This window comes from Chryseobacterium vaccae, assembly GCF_009602705.1.
GTDB classification, from domain to species: Bacteria; Bacteroidota; Bacteroidia; order Flavobacteriales; family Weeksellaceae; genus Chryseobacterium; species Chryseobacterium vaccae.
In genome coordinates this window covers 3,746,365-3,767,892 of sequence record NZ_VSWH01000001.1, presented here as the reverse complement: position 1 = coordinate 3,767,892, position 21,528 = coordinate 3,746,365, and the positions used below count along the sequence as shown (strand labels likewise).

Below are 21,528 nucleotides of genomic sequence, written 5' to 3'. Positions count from 1 at the left end.
ATAATTTACAAAAATACTTCTTTAAAATTAAATGGCAACAATTATTAATTTGGATTCTTGAACCACCATTTCTTCCAAACAATTTTCAAGCCATGAGTACCCGTAATCTGAAAAGAATACGCTGAAGTTATATACCCTCTCCTGCCAGGTCTTAGAAGGATGGATATCCAAAAATAGTCTTTCCAGTCTTTCCAGCAGTTCGTTTTGTTTTATTTTTTCGGCATGCAGGAGTCTCTTTTTCATTCTTTTGAAAGATTTCAGCTGTCTTACTTCTTCTGCTTTCACCATATTTCCGAAAGACTTTTCTGTAGTTTCCGCAATAGCTTTCAATTCTGAGAAACTTTTTTCCAAAAGGGCTTCTTTTTCTTCCAGTAATTGTAAGACATTGCTGCCTTCTAAAATTTTCTGATTGGTGATGCCGGTAAAGCTTCCAAAAAAGTCTTCAATCTTAAGATTCAGTTTCCCTACTTTCCCCAGCGTTTTTTCCGGAAGGAAAAGCATTGAGTTTCTCGGAATCAAAATGGGAAACGGAATATTGAGTTTTGAAAAGTAATCTTTGAGTTCAAGCCAATACATAATTTCTGCATTTCCTCCAATATAAGCAAGATTGGGAAGTACTTTTTCCTGATAAACGGGGCGCATCAGGGCATTCGGGCTGAACTTTTCAGGATGATTTTCCAGTTCATTCAGAATTTGATCCTGTGTGAATATGGTGTCTGTATCCACTATTTTATATCGGTGACCATCAAAATCTATTCTGTCTCTTGTTTCTGAAAGATAAAAAAGATTTATTTCTCTTGGATTGACCTGGACTTTGCCATATTTTTCCGTTAGAAAATTAACTTTTTCATTTGAATTATTGTAAAGACTGGAATTCAGAAGTTCATTTTTGAAAACTTCTTTAATCTGTGTTTTAAGTACTCTGGAATCTCCGTCTATAATTAACAGTCCAAAATCTGAGAAAAGTCTGTTGACCAGGATTTTTATCGCTTGAGTAAGCGTATTACCTGTTTTATAAGCTTCTTTCAGCATCAGGATCAGTTCTGTTCCGAAAACGGAATCTTTGAACTCTTTCTCAAATTCTGAGACGAAAAAGGTATCACTGATTTTGATTCTACCTACAGGCCCACCAGATTTCTCGTTGATCTCATAATAATTATTCTCTGTTTTGAAATGATTGATCTCTGCAAAATCATGATCTTCCGAAGCCATCCAGTATACAGGAACAAAATTGAAATCCGGAAAATTTTCTTTCAGATATGTACATGTTTTGATGGTCTGCAAAATTTTGTAAACAAAGAAAACAGGTCCTGAGAACAGGTTCAGCTGATGTCCGGTTGTGATGGTAAATGTATTGGGCAATTTCAGCCTATCCAGATTTTCTTTTTGCCTTGAAGAAAGATGTAAGTCTTCCAGCTGTTTATTTAGTTCATCCGACAATATATTCCTCTGATCTTGAGTAAAAGCGTCTTTTTTAAGATGAATCTGGTTTCTGAAATGCTCTAAAGAAAAGGTATTTTCTTCAAATCCCTCAATTTTTTGGTTCAGAAAATCTTTCACCAACTGAGGAATGCTTTCTATGTCGTTAAATGATATTTTATTAATTGTTTTCAACTTGTTTTTCTTTTAGTTGAACAAATACCACACAATTCCGATGTTCAGCCTGAAATCATAAACCGGATAGTGTGGAAATGCATAAGCTTTATTACTGGAAATTACAGTTCCAATCTGTTGTCCTTCTACGTAAAAGAACATTTTTTTAACCTTCATATTGATATAAAGATCGGCAATAGGCTGCCCTCCGATTGAGAATGCATTTGCATTGGGAAGAATATATTCATTCAGGATCGGGAAGTAATCTCTTGAGGCAAATTTAGAGAAGTAATACACTTTTAATCCGGCCTGAATTTCAGCAGCTTTTTTGAATGCGTGAGTCTGATAGAAGAAGTTAGCTCTACCGATAAAACTTGGAAGAGGAAGAAGTTCTTTATTCGTTAGTGTATTCTGGAAATGAAGTCTTGTGTTCAAATGAAATTTACCAAAGCTGAAGGTAGCATCACCTCCGATCTGAGAAATGTTCAGTGAGCTTTCGCTTTGTTTTGGGTTGGCATTGCTGTCAAAATACGTATAATTTTCTATTCTGAAGTAGTTAGCAAAAAGTTCGGTTTTGAACCATTTCAGGTTTACACTCCCTCCGATTTCTGTTACAGATTGGTTTTTAGCATTCTCAAGATAATAGTTGAACCCATTATAAACAGAAGTATTCAATAAATAATTAAAAGAAGGGTAAGCACTTTGGAAATTTACTTTGGCATTAACAAAATAATCTTTTATAGGTTCAAACTTAAGATTGTTGATTGTTTTTAGATAACTTCCGAACTGGCTCCCATTTGAAAATTCTAAAAAGGACTTTAGCTGAATTTTATCCCAAAGTTTGACCTGAAGATTTCCTACAGCTCCTATTCTATTTTCTTTCAACTCTCCCGGAAGAGCGGTTCCATTAATCGTTGCCAGGTCTCTGACCCCAAATTTCAGCATCTGATAACGAACTCCTCCATCAAGCTTGAATTTTTCATTATTAAAAACAAGACTTACTGTATTGCTAAAGTTATCTGAATATTTTTTGGTTGTCAGGGGGAATCCACTAGTTACCTGAGTAGCGGCGTCAGTATACCAGTAAGGCTCAAGCTGTCCCTGATTATAATAATATTTATTTCCCTGATGGAAAACGGTATGCCTTATACTGAAAGGGAATTTCTCTGCATTAAACGGCGTAAACTGATGGCTTAAGTAATATCTTCTATAAGAGAACTGTGAGCTGGACGATGCAAGGTTCACCTGAGCATTCTGCCTGTTCTTGTAATTGCTGTCTCCACTCTGGAATCTTGCGTCATCTACAATCCCTCCGCTTTCCTGATTGTTAACGTTCTGATGCAGGTAATGGGCAAAGAGTTCATAGTTCCCGCTTTTGGAAACATAATGCCCGGAAAATATGGTATTATTATTAGCTGCCAGTGAATTTCTATAAAATCCCTGAGAACGTAATCCCATATACTCAATGGCAAAGTTGAATCTTTTTCCGATATTCTGAGTGTAGGTAGAATTAAGAGCGGCACCGTTTTTCATTGCAGTATGGTAAATGAAAGAGGCTGTGGGTGTTTTTACGTCATAATATTTAATATCATTTGCTCCTAAGATCATATAAGCCTTATTGGAAGGCAGAAGAGACAGGTTTTGTTCCGCATTCACTTCATAGATAAGAGGATTGAATCCTGCTCCGATATTAGCAGGCTGTACTCTTCCAAAATTATCTCTGTTATTGTATTGGGAAAAGATATGAGTCTTACCAAAAGTCATCACGGTATCAAAAACTTTCTTTTCAGAAAACTGGTTCTGATACAGATAATCATTGATGGTAGGTTTAAAAATTTTCAGGGAGTCTTTTTTCCCTGAATCAATAACAAGGGTATCTTCTGCTTTTTTAACGATTTTACCGGAGTCTGTTTTGACTGTCTGAGCTTTAACATTAAAGCATATGAAGAGTATGATGATGAAATATCTCATTGTAACATTTAAGCTACAAAAATATAAAATCTGCTACAATGTATTCATATAAGTTTCGAGTTTAATTAAACGGATCAATGAATCTTCTGAAAATATTAACTTTTTAAATGAGTGTCTTTAACAGTATTTTATATCATTATTTTTATTCCATAAAAAAAGCAGCAACATGTGACCATGTTACTGCTTTTTTAAATTTATATAAGTGTTCTTCTGTGAAGAAGATTTTACTTATTAAAGTGAGTTGTCATAACCAGGGTTAGGAGCAACTAACGTACCTGAAACGTTTGTTTCTGCCTGTGGAATAGGGAATGCCAAACGCGTATCTCCGATGTTCAATGTTACAGGAGTACCTGTTCCAGCCGAACCATATACAGGAACTGACTGACCCCATCTTAATAAATCCCACATTCTGAATCCTTCACCAAGAAGCTCTCTTCTTCTTTCGTCTTTCACGTTCTGTAGAGTCACATTAGATGCTGATGCAAGACCTCTGTTTGTAGATACAGCATTATAATAACTATCTGCATTAGATTGTGATCCTCCATTTGCAGGTAATTCAGCTTCAGCACCATTTAAAAGAACCTCTTCATATCTTACTAACTTAAGGTTATCAGCACCACTCATGTCTGGATATTTGTGAACAATATATCTAATTCCTGAAGCAGTAGCAAAAGTAGCAGAAGTTCTTCTAACATCCGCAGCATTATATGATGCGTAAGTAGCAGCTAATACTCCCATATTTCTATAGGCTCCTCCAAAATTCATATAAGCATTCATCCCTGCAGCACCATAAGCATTAGCCGTACCTACAGAAAGTTCAAACATAGAGTTGGTAGATGCATTGTTCAAAGTCCAGCTGATTACATAAGAGTCTTTAGCAGCTACATTGTAAGCCCCACCTCCAACGACATCAGCAACATATTGTCTAACTTTAGCATAATTTCCTTTGTAAAGATAATATCTTGACATTAATGCTTTTAATGAATATTCATTCAATTCAGTTCTGTTAGCCGTATCTGTAAATCCGTTACCGCTTAATAGAGATAATGCTTTATCGAAGTCAGCTTCAATCTGAGCTTGGGTTTCAGCTACACTTGCTCTTGCCATGTTAGCCTTAGGATCATATTTCGTAGGAATTACTACTCCTTTTGTTCCTCCTGAATACTGCTGACCGTAAAGTCTTAATAAATCGAAGAATGCCAACGCACGGATAGCATAAGCTTCTCCTTTTACTTTATTCACTTTCTCCTGAATAGTAGTCTGATTCAATGTTTGAGACCATGTAAGGTTATCTGGTGAATTGATTACAATATTAGCTTTTGCTACTACTGCATACATAGCATTGTAAGGTCCTGTTGTATACTGGTCTGTAGAAGTCATGGATAAGTTTCCTACAGAAGTAAAATATCCTGCTGCTCTTCTGGTGAACATTTCATCACTTCTGATTTCCGCAAAAAGTGGAAACTGAGCTCCATAATACCCAACAGCTCTCATAGATCCATAAGCTCCTGTTACAAAAGACTGTAATTTTTCAACACTTGTGATTGTTTCAGCCTGTTCAGAGTTACCAAAATCGGTATCAATAAATTCTTCGCTACATGAGGTTAGTGAAAAACCTACCATTGTTGCTAAAGAAAGTGCTATAATATATTTTTTCATTTTTTTTAAATTTTTAGAATTTTTAGAATTCAACATTAAATCCAACTAAGTAGGTTTTCATAGCAGGTAAGTTCAGGTTACTAGTCCCGATCAAAGCCATATCCGGATCAAACTTCAGCTTCTTGTCATATCTGTGAGTATATAGGTTGTTGGCCATCACATATAAAGTCACCTTGTTTACTGGAGCTCCTTTTAAGAAGTCTTTATCAAAGGTATAGGCTACTTTCAGGTTACTTAGTCTTAAGAAGTCCGCTTTTCTAAGGAATCTTGTAGAACTATTGTTAGCAGATGTTGATCCTGTCCCCCTTGCACCAATCCCCTGGAAAGGTTTTGGATTCTCTGCATTAGGATTGCTTGGTGTCCAGTAATCCATAGCATCTGCGTAGCTGTTATAAACGTGAGAATTGGTACCATCACCCTGTAAATAGAATGCCCAGTCATCATACATCTTAGCTCCGAAACTGAAAGTTCCCTGAGCACTTACTGTGAAGTTTTTATAAGACATATTTAAGCCTACCCCTCCATATACTTTAGCAATACGAGATCCCTGGATCGCACGCTGCGCTTCTGCATAGTTGCTGGTAGTTTCTCCGTCTACACCGTTTTTATACCATAGCGGGTTACCATTGCTTGGATCTACTCCAGCCCATTTTCTCATGAACCAGCTGTTTACTGTTTCTCCTTCTCTTAAGATCGTAGTACCTGTGATTACGTCTTTTCCTCCATATATGCTAGTAACTTCATTCTTTAAGAAAGAAAGGTTACCATCCATGCTTAATGCAAATCCTCCTTTAGTAACAGGACTTAAGATGTTAGCATTCGCTGTGAATTCGAAACCTTTGTTCACCAAGTCTCCTACATTATCAAAATAAGCTCCTAACCCCTGAGAAGTGGAAAGAGGAATATTATAGATCAGGTTTTTCGTTTTCTTGTTGAAGTATTCAGCAGTAATCGTTAAATTATTTTTGAATAAGCTGAAATCAACCCCTAAGTTGAAAGGATTTACGGTTTCCCACTGTAAACCAGGGTTATCAAATCCTGCATAACTTGCTCCTGCTAAACCATTGTAGTTGATGGTATAAGAATACGTAGCATAAGGAGATACTGATACCCTGTTACCTACTTTACCGTAAGAAGCTCTTAGTCTTAAAGAGTTCAGGTAATCATTTTCTGGAATAATCATTTTAGCAATATCCAATCCAACCCCTGCAGACCAGAAGTTACCTGCTTTGCTGCCTGGCTGAAGATAAGATACAGCATCTCTTCTTCCGGATAAGTCAATATTTAAGTATCCTTTGTAGTTGTATCCTAAAGTTGCTCCATAACCTGATCTTGAACTTTCAAGGTTATTTACCCCTGTGTGGTCAATTGGTACTACAAAGCTGGAAAGGTGCTCCAAAGTACTTAAAGCAACAGACTGTCCTGTAGCTGCTAAAGTTCTTGTGTTAGACTGATATGCCTCCTGGAATAAACTTGCATTGAATTTATGGTCATCAGATAAAGAGAATGCATAGCTCAATACGTTGGATACGTTGAAGTTGAAATAACGGTTCGTTCCTGAAGTCATACGACCATTGGTGCTGTACCCATCACCATATACAGGAGATAGATATTCATCCTCTTCAGTTACCACATATTCAGGGGCAACATTTAATCTGTAGTTTAATCCTTTCAGAATGTTATAACCGATTCCTATGTTACCAAAGATACGGGTAGAGTTCGCTTTATTCGTGTTGTATTTTAAAATCGCAGCTGGGTTGAAAGTCCCAGCGATTGGTAGACCATTATAGGTTCCATCATCTACAGATCCTAAATAAATAGATCCGTCAGCATTATAAGCCGGCTCCAAAGGAGCAGTGAAATATTGGGCTAAAACCGGATTGGCGAAAGCACCACCGTTAGGCAATGTTCTGGTAGTAGTATTAGCAACCTGGATATCTGTATTGATTGTTAATCGATCTGTTGCTTTGTATTCTAACTTAGTAGAAGCACTGAATCTTTTGAAATCAGAGTTTCTGTAGACACTTTCCTGCTCAAAGGTACCGAAAGAAGAATAGTATTTAAATCTATCACTTCCTCCTGATGCAGTAAAGTTCATATCCTGCTGGATAGCACTTCCTCTCTGAACGATGTTTCTCCAGTCTGTATTATTGTTTACGAAATCAGATCCCCATACATTATCTGTAAGATATTGAAGAGCTGCCGCTTCAGTCATATTATTTCTGTTAGCAAATGAAGCTGCTGCATACTGCTTAAACTGCTCTCCATTTAAAACTCCCGGCTGCTTGATTGCCGTCTGGTTTAAACCATAAGATGATGAAAAGTTAAATCTTGGCTTTCCAGACTTTCCTGATTTAGTAGTAATAAGAACTACCCCTGCTCCTGCATCAGCACCGTAGATCGCCGTAGAAACCGCATCTTTAAGTACTGTCATGGATTCAATATCATCAGGATTTAAACTGGATAGGATATTTCCGGTAGTGTTGTTCGAAGTAGGGTCTCCGGACATTACTCTTACTCCATCTATAATATAAATAGGGTTGTTATTCCCGTTGATAGAAGCCTGACCTCTAATACGAAGTGTTACAAATCCCCCCGGCTGACCTGAAGAAATACCTCCCTGAACACCCGCTACTCTTCCCATTAATGCAGCTTCAGGAGAAGCGATCGGAAGGTCATTAAGCTTATCTGCTTTTAACGTACCTACAGATCCTGTAATTTCTTTTACAGCCTTTTTCTGCCCGAACCCAACCATTACCACCTCTTCAATCTGAGTTGATTTAGTAGCTGTATCCTTTTTTGCTTGTTGCTGTGCAAAAGCAGCCTGTCCCATGAAGAACAATGCTCCAGCACTTAATACACGTAGTTTAACATTCATATTAACAAATTTTAATATATTTTAATGGGCAAATATGTTAATAAATATTAACACTTGCAAGTTTTTCAACAGTCTATGCAATACTTTTTTTTACATTTTAATATAAAAATTACGCTAAACAAATAGGATTTAACAATAATACTTAATTTTTATTTCATAAAATACAAATTTTTTACGTCTGTATTTTTTTTTAACGCATTATTGTTAATGCAAAAAATATTATTTAGAATTAATATAAATTATAAAAATATAATTCATCCTAAAAAAAAGACATTGATAAAAATGTGAATTCCACCTATTTATAAGATAAAATTTGGTTTTTATTTTAACTATCAAAACATACTATTCCTTGCTTTAGCTGATTAAAACGAGTTTAAAATCGATAAACAATTCAGCGGTAAGATTACCTACTTAGCGCAATACTTGCATTTTAATATCCTCAAATTATTTTCATAACTTACAAATTATCAATACAGGCAATTAAATAACTTACAACAAAATAAATTTCATTTTCTAACAAATATTACGTCATAAAAATGTGAATTAACAATAATTATAATTTCATTTTTTTTAAAATAGAAAATTCAACTATTTTTTCGGCTACAAAAACAGAGAATACAAAGGGATAGACATAAAAAAAGCTGCCTCAAATGAGACAGCTTTCATTTATATGAAATCTATTATTTCAATTTTTTCTTAACAGCTACTTCTTCGTAGACTTCAAGAATATCTCCAGTTTCAATATCATTGTACCCTTTCAGGTTCAGACCACATTCGTAACCTTTTGTTACTTCCTTCACATCATCTTTGAAACGTTTTAAGCTTTCAAGTTCACCATCGAATTTAACAATACCGTCTCTCAACAAACGTACTTTCGACTGTCTTGTAACTTTTCCGGTAAGAACCATACATCCTGCAATAGTTCCTACTTTAGAAATCTTAAATACCTCACGGATCTCAACATTACCAATTACCTGCTCCTGAATTTCCGGAGAAAGCATTCCTTCCATTGCTTCTTTTACTTCATCAATTGCTTTATAGATTACAGAATAGGTTCTAATTTCAATTTCCTCACGGTCTGCAAGTTCTTTTGCGTTTGCACCAGCTCTCACGTTGAATCCAATGATAATGGCATCTGATGCTGCCGCTAAGTTGATATCAGATTCAGTGATCTGTCCTACCCCTGAGTGAAGAATTTTCACGCTGATTTCCTCTGTTGACAATCTTTGTAACTGATCAGAAAGTGCTTCCACAGAACCATCCACGTCACCTTTAAGGATAATATTCAATTCTTTAAATTCTCCTAAAGCAATACGTCTGCCCAATTCTTCAAGCGTTGTATGTTTTTTCGTTCTGATAGAAAGTTCTCTCTGAAGCTGCTCTCTCTTATTGGCAATGGCTTTACCTTCACTTTCGTCTGCATATACACGGAATTTATCACCAGCTGTCGGCGCTCCGTCTAAACCTAAGATTGTTGCAGGAATTGAAGGACCTGCTTCCGCAAGATTTTTCCCTCTTTCATCAAGCAAAGCTTTTACTTTACCGTGATTTTTACCTGCCACTACGTAGTCTCCCACTCTTAATGTTCCGGTTTGCACCAACATGGTAGCAACATAACCTCTACCTTTATCAAGAGATGCTTCAATAACAACACCATTTGCTGCACGATCAGGATTCGCCTTTAATTCAAGCATTTCAGCCTGTAATAAAACTTTCTCCAATAATACGTCTACATTATTACCAAACTTAGCTGAAATCTCCTGCGCCTGAACATTTCCGCCCCATTCTTCCACTAAAACCGGAGGGTTTAGACCTGAAAGCTGTTGACGAATATTGTCTGGGTTTGCATTTGGCTTATCAACCTTGTTGATAGCAATAATCATCGGTACCTGTGCAGCCTGAGCGTGAGCAATAGCTTCTTTCGTCTGTGGCATTACGTCATCATCGGCAGCAATTACAATAATTGCAATATCTGTGATTTGCGCACCTCTTGCTCTCATTGCCGTAAAGGCTTCGTGACCAGGAGTATCTAAGAATGTAATTCTCTGACCGTTTTCCAATTTCACATTATAAGCACCGATGTGCTGCGTAATACCTCCGGATTCACCCGCAATTACGTTAGTTTTTCTAACATAATCCAGTAATGAAGTTTTACCGTGGTCAACGTGCCCCATTACAGTAACTACAGGAGCTCTTGATACTAAGCTCTCTTCAGTATCGATTTCATCTTCTGAATCTGTATCTTCAAGATCAGCGTCAGAGAATTCAATTTTATACCCGAATTCATCTGCTACCAATAATAAGGTATCGGCTTCCAATCTTTGATTCATGGTAACCATTACCCCTAGTGAGAAACATGCAGAGATTACTTCAGTAGGAGAGACATTCATCAAACTCGCCAGTTCACCCACTGTGATAAATTCTGTCACCTTAAGTGTTCTGTCTTGTGCTTCAAGCTCCTGCTGACGCTCATCCTGCTCTCTACGGAAGGTTCTTTTATCTTTTCTGTGTTTAGCAGATTTCGATTTACCACCTTTATTGGTCAATTTTTCAAGCGTTTCTTTGATCTGGTTTTTAACCTGCTCATCAGTAAGCTCTACAGGCATTACTCTTTGTCCAGGTCTGTTATTCTGACCACCTTTCTTGAATCCGCCACCACCTTGGCCTCCCGGACGATTGCCCTGGTTTCCGCCAAAACGGTTTCCACCCGGACCTCCCTGACCTTGAGGACGGTTGCCTTGGCCTCCCTGCCCCTGACGGTTTCCGCCCGGACCTCCTTGGCCTTGAGGACGGTTACCCTGCCCTCCCTGGTTGTTATTATTTCCTGAGTTTTGATTATTCCCCTGGCCTTGCTGATTATTCTGCCCACCTGGTTTCTCAATTCTCTTTCTTTTCTTTTTAGCTCCGGAGCCTGGTTTTGGTGCAAATTGAGTTAAGTCAATTTTTTCACCCACAATTTTAGGACCGTCTAATTTTTGGTAAACAGTCTCAATTTTTTGAGGTTCCTGAGACTCTGGCTCAGTTTTTTGAGGTTCTGCAGGCTTTACTTCAGCAACAGGTTCAGCCTGTTTAGGAGTTTCTTTTACTGGTTCTGCAGGTTTTTCCTCTTCTTTTTTCTCCTCCATTTTTGGTTTGTCTTTTTTCACTGGTCTGTTCCTGGATTCTATCTGAGACAAATCAATTTTATCCAGAACTTTAAATTCCTGCTTCTCAGGGGTTGCTTTCACTTCCGGTTCAGCTACAACTTCTTCTTTCTTTTCTTCAACTGGCGCTGGTGCCGGAGCTGCTGCTGGAATTTCAGGAGTTTCTTCCACTTCAGGTTTTGCAGAATCAAGATCTATTTTACCTAAAATTTTAGTTTCTGGTTTATTAGCTTTAGCTCTTATTACTTCAGGGGTTTTCTTTTCTTCAATTTCCAGTTTTTCTTCCGGAACTTTAGTTATTACCACCTCATGGGAAGCTTTACGCTGTTCACCGTCTTTGGCAAACTCAGCCTCCAATGCAGAATATGCCGCTTCTTCTAATTGAGCGTTAGGATTGCTTTCAACCTCGAAACCCCTTGATTGTAAAAACTCTACTAATCTGGACATCGAAATGTTGAATTCCTTAACCGCTTTATTTAATCTTATTTTTGGCATCTATATATTTACGTATTTTTTTAATTCTTAAAATTAAAGTATTTCCTTTTTACTGTTTTATTAAAATTTATTTAAAATCTTAATCTTCAAATTCTTCTCTCAGAATACGTTTTACCTCTTCAATTGTCTCCTCTTCAAGGTCAACCATATTTAAAAGACTCTCGGTATCTTTATCCAATACTGATTTCGCAGTAGTAAGACCTACTTTCTTAAATTCATCCAAAATCCACTGCTCGATATCGTCATTAAATTCTCTCAATTCAACGTCGTCATCCTCGCTGGACTCTCTGTATACATCAATTTCATAACCTGTCAACCAAGAAGCCAGTCTGATATTCTGTCCCTGCTTACCAATCACTTTAGAGATCTCTTCAACCGGAGTATATACTAATGCATAGTTCTGCTCCTCATTGATATCAATCTTATTGATCGTAACGTTTCCTAAAGCTCTTTTTACTAAGATCTCTGGATTTTTAGACCATTGAATAACATCGATGTTTTCATTTCTCAACTCTCTTACAACGCCATGAATTCTGGATCCTTTAACACCCACACAAGCACCAACAGGGTCAATTCTGTCGTCATAAGCATCTACTGCGATCTTCGCTTTTTCACCCGGAATTCTCACTACTTTTTTAAGCATGATGGTTCCGTCCTGAATTTCAGGAATTTCCAGCTCTAATAATTTCTCCAGGAATTTAGGAGCGGTTCTGGAAATAATGATCTGCGGCTTAGATCCTTTAAAATCTACTGTTTCTACAATAGCTCTGATATTTTCTCCTTTTTTAAAGAAATCGGATGGGATCTGGTTTTCTTTTGGCAAAATGAATTCATTCCCCTCATCATCCAATAAGATCACATGTTTGTGACGGATGTGGTGGATCTCTCCTACAACAATTTCCCCGATTTTATCTCTAAACTGCTCATAAAGCATGGCATTGTTATGCTCCTGAAGTTTTGTAGCTAAAATCTGCTTAAGGGTAAGGATATTTCTTCTTCCTAACTGAGCAACAGGAATCTCCATGGTAAAATCTTCACCTACTTCAAAAGTAGGATCGATTTTCTTTGCTTCAGAGATTTCAATTTCAAGATCATCGTCTTCAGACATTTCGTCTTCTACGATGGTTTTATTTAAAAATATCTGAAAATCTCCTTTATCCGGGTTTACAATTACATCAAAGTGATCATCTGAATCAAATCTCTTTCTCAAAAGAGTTTTCAGTGAATCTTCAATAATTGCCATAAGATCAATCTTACTGATCCCTTTTTCGTCTTTAAAATCACCAAAGGATTCAATCAACGCTATATTATCCATCTATTCTTTTTTCTTTTAAAATTTAATTACTACTAATGCTTTCTTTATCTCAGAGTAAGGAATTTCTTTTTCCTCCTCTACATCCACTTTCCCTTTTCCGATATCTTTCGGCTTTCGGTAGCGTAAAATAAGGGTGATTTTATCATCATCCACTTTGGCAAGTTCGCCTTCAATTTTGGAAGAATCTGCTAAAAGCACTTCAATTTCTCTTCCTATATTTTTCTTAAACTGTCTTGGAGCAGACAGTGGTTCACTTAATCCCGCAGACATCACCTGAAGACTAAAGTCATGCTCTTCACGATCCATATTGAATTCTACTGCACGGCTTGCATCAAGACAGTCCTGCAGGGTAACTCCATTGTCTCCATCTAAAATCACAGTAATATCATCCCCTGCAGAAATCTTTAAATCAATAAGAAATAAATCTTTTCTGGTTTCGAGGAATTCATTTAATAATTCTTCAATTCTTTTTCTAAACTCCATATTATTGATCTGATTTACCCGTACGAAAAAAGGCTTTCTTCCGAAGCCTTCCCATTTTTTTCCGTAAATCCAGTGCAAATATACGTATTTTTTTCTATAAATACAAAATGAACTTATTATCAAGCAAATAACACAAAAATTTTATTACAGGAAATTAAGAAAGCGGATGAAGGTATTTTTATTACTTTTGTGACAGAATTTTTAAAAACATACATTTTGAATATAACGATTGTAGGAACGGGTTATGTTGGGCTGGTTACAGGAACTACCCTGGCAGAACTCGGCAATTCAGTATACTGTGTTGATATTGATGAAAAAAAAGTAGAAGGTATGAAAAACGGCATTGTTCCCATCTATGAGCCGAACCTTGAAGAAATGTTCTTAAGGAACATACAGTCTGAAAGGTTGTTTTTCACCACCAATCTCAAAGAAGCTTTAGACAAAAGCGAAGTTGTTTATCTGGCATTGCCTACCCCTCCGGGAGAAGACGGTTCCGCAGATCTTTCCTATGTACTTCATGTTGCGAACAACATTGGAGAGTTGATGACAGAATATAAAGTAATTGTTAATAAAAGTACCGTTCCTGTTGGAACTGCCGATAGAGTAAGAGAAGTAATTTCCTCAAAAACCAACATTCCTTTTGATGTAGTTTCCAATCCCGAATTTTTAAGGGAAGGTTTTGCGGTAGAAGACTCTATGAACCCATCAAGGGTCGTTGTAGGAGCAAGCTCTGACAGAGCGAAAGACATCATGTCTAAAATCTATCAGCCATTTACCAATACGGGAATCCCGATCATCTTTATGGATGAAAAATCATCGGAACTGACAAAATATGCATCCAATTCATTCCTCGCAGTAAAAATTACGTTTATGAATGAGATTGCTAACTATTGTGAAAAAGTAGGAGCAGATGTGGACAAAGTAAGACTGGGAATGGGAAGTGACGACAGAATCGGACATCGGTTTTTATTCCCGGGAATCGGATATGGCGGCAGCTGCTTTCCTAAAGATGTGAAAGCGCTGATTAAATCCGGAAAGCAAGAAGATTTTAATTTCCAGATTCTAGAAGCGACAGAAAACGTCAATACTTCACAGAAAGTTATTCTGGTTTCAGAAATTGAAAAATATTTCGGAGGAGATATTAAAGGTAAAAAGATTGCCATGTGGGGGTTAGCCTTCAAAGCCAATACAGACGACATCAGAGAAGCATCATCTTTAGACAATATTGCTCTTCTGCTGGAGAAAGGCGCGGAAATTGTAGCTTACGATGCTGTAGCTGAAAATAACGTTCAGAAACTTCTAGGCAGCAACATTCAATATGCAAAAGGAATGTATGATGCCTTGGAGGGCGCTGATGCTTTATTCATCGCCACTGAATGGCCGGAATTCAAAAATCCTAATTTTGAGCTCATGGCTAAAAAAATGAAAAATAAAGTTATTTTTGACGGAAGAAATATGTACCCGCTGGAAGTTCCGGAACAAAATGGGTTTTATTATAAAAGTATAGGAAGAAAGACCATAGAAAATAAATAGATGAAAAATATAATCATTACAGGAGGTGCCGGATTTATCGGCTCCCATGTCGTAAGAGAATTTGTAAAAAACAATCCGGATACTACAATCATCAATCTTGATGCACTTACCTATGCCGGAAATCTGGAAAATCTGAAGGACATAGAAAATGAACCTAATTATGTTTTCGAAAAGGCTGATATTACCAAGCCTGAAGAATTAAGAAAAGTATTTGAAAAATACAATCCGGATGCTGTTGTCCATTTAGCTGCCGAGAGCCATGTAGACAGAAGCATTACAGATCCTATGGCCTTCATCAACACCAACGTGAACGGCACAGCCAATCTTCTGAATCTGTGTAAAGAATTCTGGACACTGAATCCTGATCATACCCATGGAAGATTCCCGGATGAAAAAAGAACCAATCTATTCTATCATGTTTCTACAGATGAAGTATACGGAAGTTTAGGAGAGACAGGATTCTTCTTAGAAACCACTTCTTATGATCCGCAATCTCCGTATTCAGCATCAAAAGCAGCTTCAGATCATTTGGTAAGAGCCTACGGAAACACGTACGGAATGCCGTTCATCGTTTCCAACTGCTCCAATAACTATGGTCCGAATCATTTTCCTGAAAAACTGATTCCTCTTTGTATTTCCAATATCATTAATGAAAGACCTTTACCTATTTACGGTGACGGCAAATATACAAGAGACTGGCTGTTTGTGATTGATCACGCCAAAGCCATCCACCAGATCTTCAATGAAGCCAAAACGGGAGAAACCTATAATATCGGAGGCTTCAACGAATGGCAGAATATTGATCTTGTAAAGGAACTGATTAAACAGATGGATGCTAAATTAGGAAAGCCTGAGGGGCACTCTGAGAAACTGATTACTTTTGTAAAAGACAGACCGGGACATGATAAACGTTACGCTATTGACGCCACCAAACTTAACAAGGACCTAGGATGGAAACCTTCCGTAACTTTTGAAGAAGGACTGGGTAAAACCATCGACTGGTATCTTGAAAATAAAGAATGGCTTGAAAACGTAACCAGCGGTGACTACCAGAAGTATTACGAAAATCAATATAACTAGAACATCACAAAACACGCTCTGCTATGCCCGTTCTGTTATTTTTCTGAATTTAACGGACAATGTAGCGGACAACTTACAAAATAAAAGATGAAAGGAATCATATTAGCCGGAGGCTCCGGAACCAGACTTTACCCTCTTACGATTGCCGTGAGCAAGCAGCTGATGCCTGTTTATGACAAACCTATGATCTATTACCCGCTTTCCACCTTATTATTAGCAGGAATCAAAGATATCCTGATTATCACCACACCACATGATCAGCCGGGGTTTATTAAACTATTAGGTGATGGCTCCCAGATCGGGTGTAATATAGAATATGTGGTACAACCAAGCCCGGACGGACTTGCACAGGCTTTCATTCTGGGTGAGCAGTTTATAGGAAATGATTCTGCCGCATTGGTACTGGGGGATAATATATTTTACGGCTCGGAAATGGGAACATTACTGAAGAACAAAACTAATCCCGACGGAGGAGTAGTCTTCGCTTATCACGTTTCTGATCCTGAAAGATATGGTGTTGTAGAGTTTGACGCTGACTTAAAAGCAGTTTCTATTGAAGAAAAGCCTTTACAGCCTAAATCAAACTATGCCGTTCCCGGACTTTATTTCTATGATAACGAAGTGGTGGAAATCGCAAAGAACATTCAACCTTCTGCAAGAGGAGAGCTGGAGATCACCGACGTTAATAACGTATATTTAAGCAAAGGAAAACTTGAAGTAGGTGTCCTTGACAGAGGAACTGCCTGGCTGGATACCGGAACTTTTGACTCTCTTCATGATGCTTCCGAATTCGTAAGCGTTATTGAAAAAAGACAGGGTTTCAAAATTGGATGTATAGAGGAAATTGCTTTCAGAAATAAATTCATCAATGAAGAAAAGCTTCTTGAAACCGCAACAAAATATGGTAAAAGCGGTTACGGTGAATACCTGAAGCAGCTGATCAAAAAATAAACGTACAATCTTATAAAATTTACAAACTATTGGCCTTATGGCCAATAGTTTTTTGCTCATAACAACAAATATCAATATATTAGTTGTTATTTTTGGTTTTATGTGAATAATTATTCATCAATATAAAAAACCGAATAAGAATTAAATATTTTACATTTGCAAAAATTTACACAAATGAACGAACCACAGCAAAAGTGGACAGAAACGATTGAAGCTGAGCATTCTTTATTCGACCTTAAGCTTAAAGAGGTCTGGAGGTACAAGGATCTTGTTTATATGTTTGTTAAAAGAGATTTTGTCTCCAGCTTCAAGCAGACTATTCTGGGCCCTATCTGGTTTTTTATCAATCCCATTTTAACAACTATTGTTTATCTTGTCATTTTCGGCAGAATAGCCAAACTTCCCACAGACGGTGCTCCACCACTTCTTTTTTATCTGGCAGGAGTTACACTCTGGAACTATTTTTCAGGATCATTGCTTGCAACTTCCTATACTTTTTCGGGAAACTCCGGAATCTTTGGTAAGGTGTATTTCCCCCGGCTGGTTACACCGCTTTCTATTGTTATTTCCAATCTGATGCGGTTCGGAGTTCAGTTCCTTTTATTCATTACCGTTTGGGCTTATTACTGGTCTCAGGGAAAAGTACATCCTAACATCTGGGTTCTTGCCACACCATTTCTCATAATTCTTATGGCACTTTTCTCACTAGGCGCAGGAATGATTTTTTCCTCGCTTACAACGAAATACAAGGACCTCAGTATGCTGCTTGGCTTTGGAGTAAGCTTATATATGTACGCTACTCCTGTAATATATCCGGTATCTTCGCTTCAGGGTATATTCAGAAAATTAACTTATTACAATCCTTTAACAGGTATTTTTGAATGCTTTAAATACGCATGGCTCGGCGTGGGAGATTTCTCTCCGGTAATGCTGGGAATCAGTACAGGTATCATTCTTATCCTTCTGATGATAGGAATCGTGGTCTTCAACAGGGTTGAAAAAACGTTTATGGATACTGTATAATTTTTTTAACTTTTTAAATTAATAAGACTATGCTGGCTTTAAAAGCAGAAAATATATCAAAACAATACCGTCTCGGGCAGGTGGGCACAGGAACGCTTTCCCATGATCTGAACAGGTTCTGGCACAAAATGAGAGGAAAAGAAGATCCTTATCTGAAAATTGGTGAAGCGAATGACAGGACTACTAAAGGAGAATCTGAATACGTTTGGTCCCTTCGTGATATCAATTTTGAAATTGAACAGGGAGATGCCGTAGGAATTATCGGGAGAAACGGTGCCGGAAAATCAACTTTACTGAAAGTTTTGAGTAAGGTAACCAAACCAACCACTGGAAAAATTTACACCCAAGGTAGGATTGCTTCTCTTTTAGAAGTAGGAACGGGATTCCATCCTGAGATGACAGGTCGTGAAAATGTTTTCCTGAACGGTGCCATTTTAGGAATGACCCGTAAAGAAATCAAACGGAAATTTGATGAGATTGTTGACTTCTCCGGGGTTGAAAGGTATATAGATACTCCTGTGAAAAGATATTCATCCGGAATGTATGTACGTCTTGCATTTGCTGTTGCTGCCCATCTGGAATCTGAGATCCTTATCGTAGATGAAGTACTGGCTGTAGGAGATGCGGAGTTTCAAAAGAAATGTCTGGCGAAAATGTCAGATGTAACCAAAGATCAGGGTAGAACTATTTTATTCGTAAGCCACAATATGACGGCTGTACGTTCCTTATGTAACCAGGGAATTGTAATGTCCAACGGAAACATCATTTATAACGGCCCTACAGAAAAAGCACTGAGCGTATATAACGGTGATAAGCAGGTTTTTGGCAACAGTGTAATCCTTGGTGACAATAAAGATTTCAACAATAACCTTTTTGAACTTAAAAGCATTTCTTTGGTTGATGAAAATTTACAGTCTAAAGAAACAGATTTCATCGAAGACCAGAAGTTTAATCTGCTTACCGATATTACCATAAAAGATACGGCCAATGATTATCACATTTCGTATGTAGTTAAAAACTTCAACAACGATATTCTTTTTACCATGACCAATGCCGGAAAAGCAAAGTTGCAGCCCGGTAACAACAAACTGGTATGTGATATTCCCAAAGATTTTTTTAATGTAGGAGAATACGTACTGAGCTTATATATCATCAGAAACGTCCATGAGAGTGTACTTCATGAAGAAGATATTCTGACGTTCAGAATTGCGGAGAAAGGAAAAGAGTTAGGAGAATGGCTGGGAATAGAACCGGGATTCATCAAAACAAATTTCGCATGGGAGCGGTTTTAAAAAAGCTGACGCCTTACATACAAAGCAATGAATCCCTTTCAAATATTGTCAGGAAAACCCTTTACAATTATTTTTATAAACCTTACTCACAAATCTTAAAGATAAAAGATATAGAAAACTGTAGAGAAAATATTCTTGAAAAAATTTCAGCCCCGGGTATTTTTAAATGCAATCTTCCCAAGCGTTTGAATATCAAGGAAAGTTATGTTGAGAATACGGTTCCCGGGATTTCGGTTTACCAGTTTGAGAACGCTTATGTAGACATCAATTCTTCTGCATTTTGGATCAAAAATAATCTGGTTGTTTACAGAAGCTCCGGAGAAAGACTCAATGAAGGCTTTGTAACTGTTCATAACAGCAAAGATGCCAAGGTAATCAGAAAAAATACTGAACAGCTTGATGAAGGCTTCTTTCTTGGCGGAAACGGATCCTGGAACTGGTTTCATTTCCTGATTGAAATAATGCCGAAACTGCTTTTGTTTAACAAAAAATATACCCGGACTATTTTCGTTCATGAAATTGTAAAGCAAACTCCCGGCATGCAGTCTGTCCTGAAAATCCTGGCAAAAGATAAATTTACCATTCAGTACTTAAACCCGGAAAAAACTTATCATGTGAAAAAGCTGTATCATATCAATGATTTCAACCATGTACAGTTTAACCGCTTCGATGGAGAGATCAAAGCCGAAGGAACATTTTATAATAAAGAAATTACCCGAAGATTTTCAGATGAAATTCTGAATAATCTGAAAACAGAAGAGGGACTGCCGGACAGAATATTTTTATACAGAAAAAATACCCATCGTGTGGCAGCCAATCAGGATGAGATTTTAAATTATCTAAAAGATTTCGGATTTACAGCTGTCTGCCTGGAAGAAATACCTCTTGCACAGCAGGCCGGATATTTTAAAACCGCCAGATTTATCATCGGAATCTCCGGAGCAGCCTGGACCAATATGCTGTTCTGCAGAAATCAGCCAAAAGCGATATGTTTCACCCCTGAAAATGCAGCTTCTTTCAGTGCTTTTTCAAGTCTGGGACATATATTTGAGGTAGATTTTTACACTCAGCTATATAATAACAACGGACTTCACTCTGATAGTAATTTTATAATTAACTTTGAGGAATTTAAAGAACTATTCAAATACATTAATGGAGAACAATAAACCACAGATCATAACTTTCGATAAAATAGGATCGTCACAGCTGGGCTACATTACTATAGCCGAGGCTCAGAAAAACATTCCTTTTGATATTCAGCGTGTATATTGGACCTACTTCACCCCTCATGATGTGACGCGCGGAGGGCATGCTCATAAGGAGCTTCAGCAGGTTATATTTGCTGTTTCCGGAATTATTACCTTTAATACGGAAGATAAGGACGGGAATAAAGAAACATTTGTTCTGGACCATCCTACCAAAGGTTTGTATATCCCAAAACTGGTATGGAGAGATATTCAGTTTTCCCATAATGCGGTATTGCTTTGCCTTGCCTCAGAAATCTATGACGAAGAAGATTATTTCAGAGATTATGAAAGCTTCAAAGAAACAGTTGGTAAAAACCTATAAAAATTCATTAAAATGATCATTGAATATAAAGGAATTAAACTGAGACTCGTTGATGCGGACGATGCTGAATTCATCGTTTCCATCAGGAATAATGAGAAAAAATCGAGGTTTATTTCAAAAACATCTCCGGATGTAGAAGCACAGAAACAGTGGATTTTAAACTATAAAGTGCGTGAACAGGAACAAAAGGAATACTATTTTATAGCCTATGACGAAAACAATGAAGATTTCGCAACTTACAGAGTTTATAAAATAGAATCCGGGCTGCCGGAAATAGGAAGCTGGGTTTCAAAACCGGATTACGCCAACATCAAAAACTCAATAAAAGTAGACATGGCTGTGAAAGACTATGTTCTGAATGAACTGAAATTTGATACCGTCCAGTTTGAAGTAAGAAAACAGAATACTTCCGTCAACAGCTACCATAGGCTTTTCAAACCCGAACTGGTAAAAACTGATGAGGAAAACAATTACTATCTGCTGAGCAGGGATACATTTAATTCCGTACTGCCGGATATTCTTAAAAAATTTAAAATTTAATCA

Annotated in this window: 15 protein-coding genes; 8 read left to right on the top strand and 7 right to left on the bottom strand. The window is 37.3% G+C overall.

Going from position 1 to position 21,528, the window contains the following annotated elements:
• Positions 1 to 27: 27 nt before the first annotated feature.
• The 7 genes from bshC to rimP all read right to left on the bottom strand — a co-directional run bounded on the left by bshC (position 28) and on the right by rimP (position 13,537).
• On the bottom strand, positions 28 to 1,614 hold the full coding sequence (bshC, locus tag FW768_RS17140) for a bacillithiol biosynthesis cysteine-adding enzyme BshC (protein ID WP_153397504.1): 1,587 nt from the start codon (positions 1,612 to 1,614) through the stop codon (positions 28 to 30).
• Between the two features lie 12 nt (positions 1,615 to 1,626).
• Positions 1,627 to 3,564, bottom strand: a complete 1,938-nt coding sequence (locus FW768_RS17135) for a putative porin (protein WP_153397503.1) — start codon at positions 3,562 to 3,564, stop codon at positions 1,627 to 1,629.
• Between the two features lie 231 nt (positions 3,565 to 3,795).
• The gene (locus FW768_RS17130; RefSeq protein WP_231128717.1) at positions 3,796 to 5,223 is read right to left on the bottom strand and encodes a RagB/SusD family nutrient uptake outer membrane protein; all 1,428 of its coding nucleotides are present in this window, start codon (positions 5,221 to 5,223) and stop codon (positions 3,796 to 3,798) included.
• A 22-nt stretch (positions 5,224 to 5,245) separates the two neighbouring features.
• The gene (locus FW768_RS17125) at positions 5,246 to 8,101 is read right to left on the bottom strand and encodes a SusC/RagA family TonB-linked outer membrane protein (RefSeq protein ID WP_153397501.1); all 2,856 of its coding nucleotides are present in this window, start codon (positions 8,099 to 8,101) and stop codon (positions 5,246 to 5,248) included.
• A 680-nt stretch (positions 8,102 to 8,781) separates the two neighbouring features.
• Complete coding sequence (gene infB / locus FW768_RS17120) at positions 8,782 to 11,739, bottom strand: translation initiation factor IF-2 (protein ID WP_153397499.1); 2,958 nt, start codon at positions 11,737 to 11,739, stop codon at positions 8,782 to 8,784.
• Between the two features lie 79 nt (positions 11,740 to 11,818).
• Positions 11,819 to 13,054 (bottom strand): transcription termination factor NusA, encoded by a 1,236-nt coding sequence (gene nusA / locus FW768_RS17115; protein WP_062697940.1) that lies wholly within the window; start codon positions 13,052 to 13,054, stop codon positions 11,819 to 11,821.
• Positions 13,055 to 13,069: 15 nt separating this feature from the next.
• On the bottom strand, positions 13,070 to 13,537 hold the full coding sequence (rimP, locus tag FW768_RS17110) for a ribosome assembly cofactor RimP (RefSeq protein ID WP_153399956.1): 468 nt from the start codon (positions 13,535 to 13,537) through the stop codon (positions 13,070 to 13,072).
• Positions 13,538 to 13,753: 216 nt separating this feature from the next.
• On the opposite strand from rimP, the gene FW768_RS17105 reads away from it, so the two are divergent.
• From FW768_RS17105 to FW768_RS17070, 8 genes are all read left to right on the top strand, one after another.
• A complete protein-coding gene (locus FW768_RS17105; protein ID WP_153397497.1) occupies positions 13,754 to 15,070 on the top strand; it encodes a UDP-glucose dehydrogenase family protein in 1,317 nt (438 codons plus the stop codon).
• A complete protein-coding gene (gene rfbB, locus FW768_RS17100; RefSeq protein WP_153397495.1) occupies positions 15,071 to 16,150 on the top strand; it encodes a dTDP-glucose 4,6-dehydratase in 1,080 nt (359 codons plus the stop codon).
• 87 nt (positions 16,151 to 16,237) lie between these two features.
• Positions 16,238 to 17,101 (top strand): glucose-1-phosphate thymidylyltransferase RfbA, encoded by an 864-nt coding sequence (gene rfbA, locus FW768_RS17095; RefSeq protein WP_153397493.1) that lies wholly within the window; start codon positions 16,238 to 16,240, stop codon positions 17,099 to 17,101.
• A gap of 174 nt (positions 17,102 to 17,275) precedes the next feature.
• Positions 17,276 to 18,124: an ABC transporter permease gene (locus FW768_RS17090; RefSeq protein ID WP_153397491.1), complete on the top strand. Its 849-nt coding sequence runs from the start codon at positions 17,276 to 17,278 to the stop codon at positions 18,122 to 18,124.
• Positions 18,125 to 18,153: 29 nt separating this feature from the next.
• Positions 18,154 to 19,416, top strand: coding sequence for an ABC transporter ATP-binding protein (locus tag FW768_RS17085; RefSeq protein WP_153397489.1), 1,263 nt, complete (start codon positions 18,154 to 18,156; stop codon positions 19,414 to 19,416).
• Entirely contained in the window at positions 19,401 to 20,582 is a 1,182-nt protein-coding gene (locus tag FW768_RS17080; RefSeq protein ID WP_185152000.1) for a glycosyltransferase family 61 protein, read from the top strand. The genes FW768_RS17085 and FW768_RS17080 overlap by 16 nt, the downstream gene beginning before the upstream one ends.
• The gene (locus tag FW768_RS17075; protein ID WP_153397485.1) at positions 20,569 to 20,985 is read left to right on the top strand and encodes a sugar 3,4-ketoisomerase; all 417 of its coding nucleotides are present in this window, start codon (positions 20,569 to 20,571) and stop codon (positions 20,983 to 20,985) included. Before FW768_RS17080 ends, FW768_RS17075 begins: the two co-directional genes overlap by 14 nt.
• A 12-nt stretch (positions 20,986 to 20,997) precedes the next feature.
• Positions 20,998 to 21,525 (top strand): GNAT family N-acetyltransferase, encoded by a 528-nt coding sequence (locus FW768_RS17070; RefSeq protein WP_153397483.1) that lies wholly within the window; start codon positions 20,998 to 21,000, stop codon positions 21,523 to 21,525.
• Positions 21,526 to 21,528: the final 3 nt, after the last annotated feature.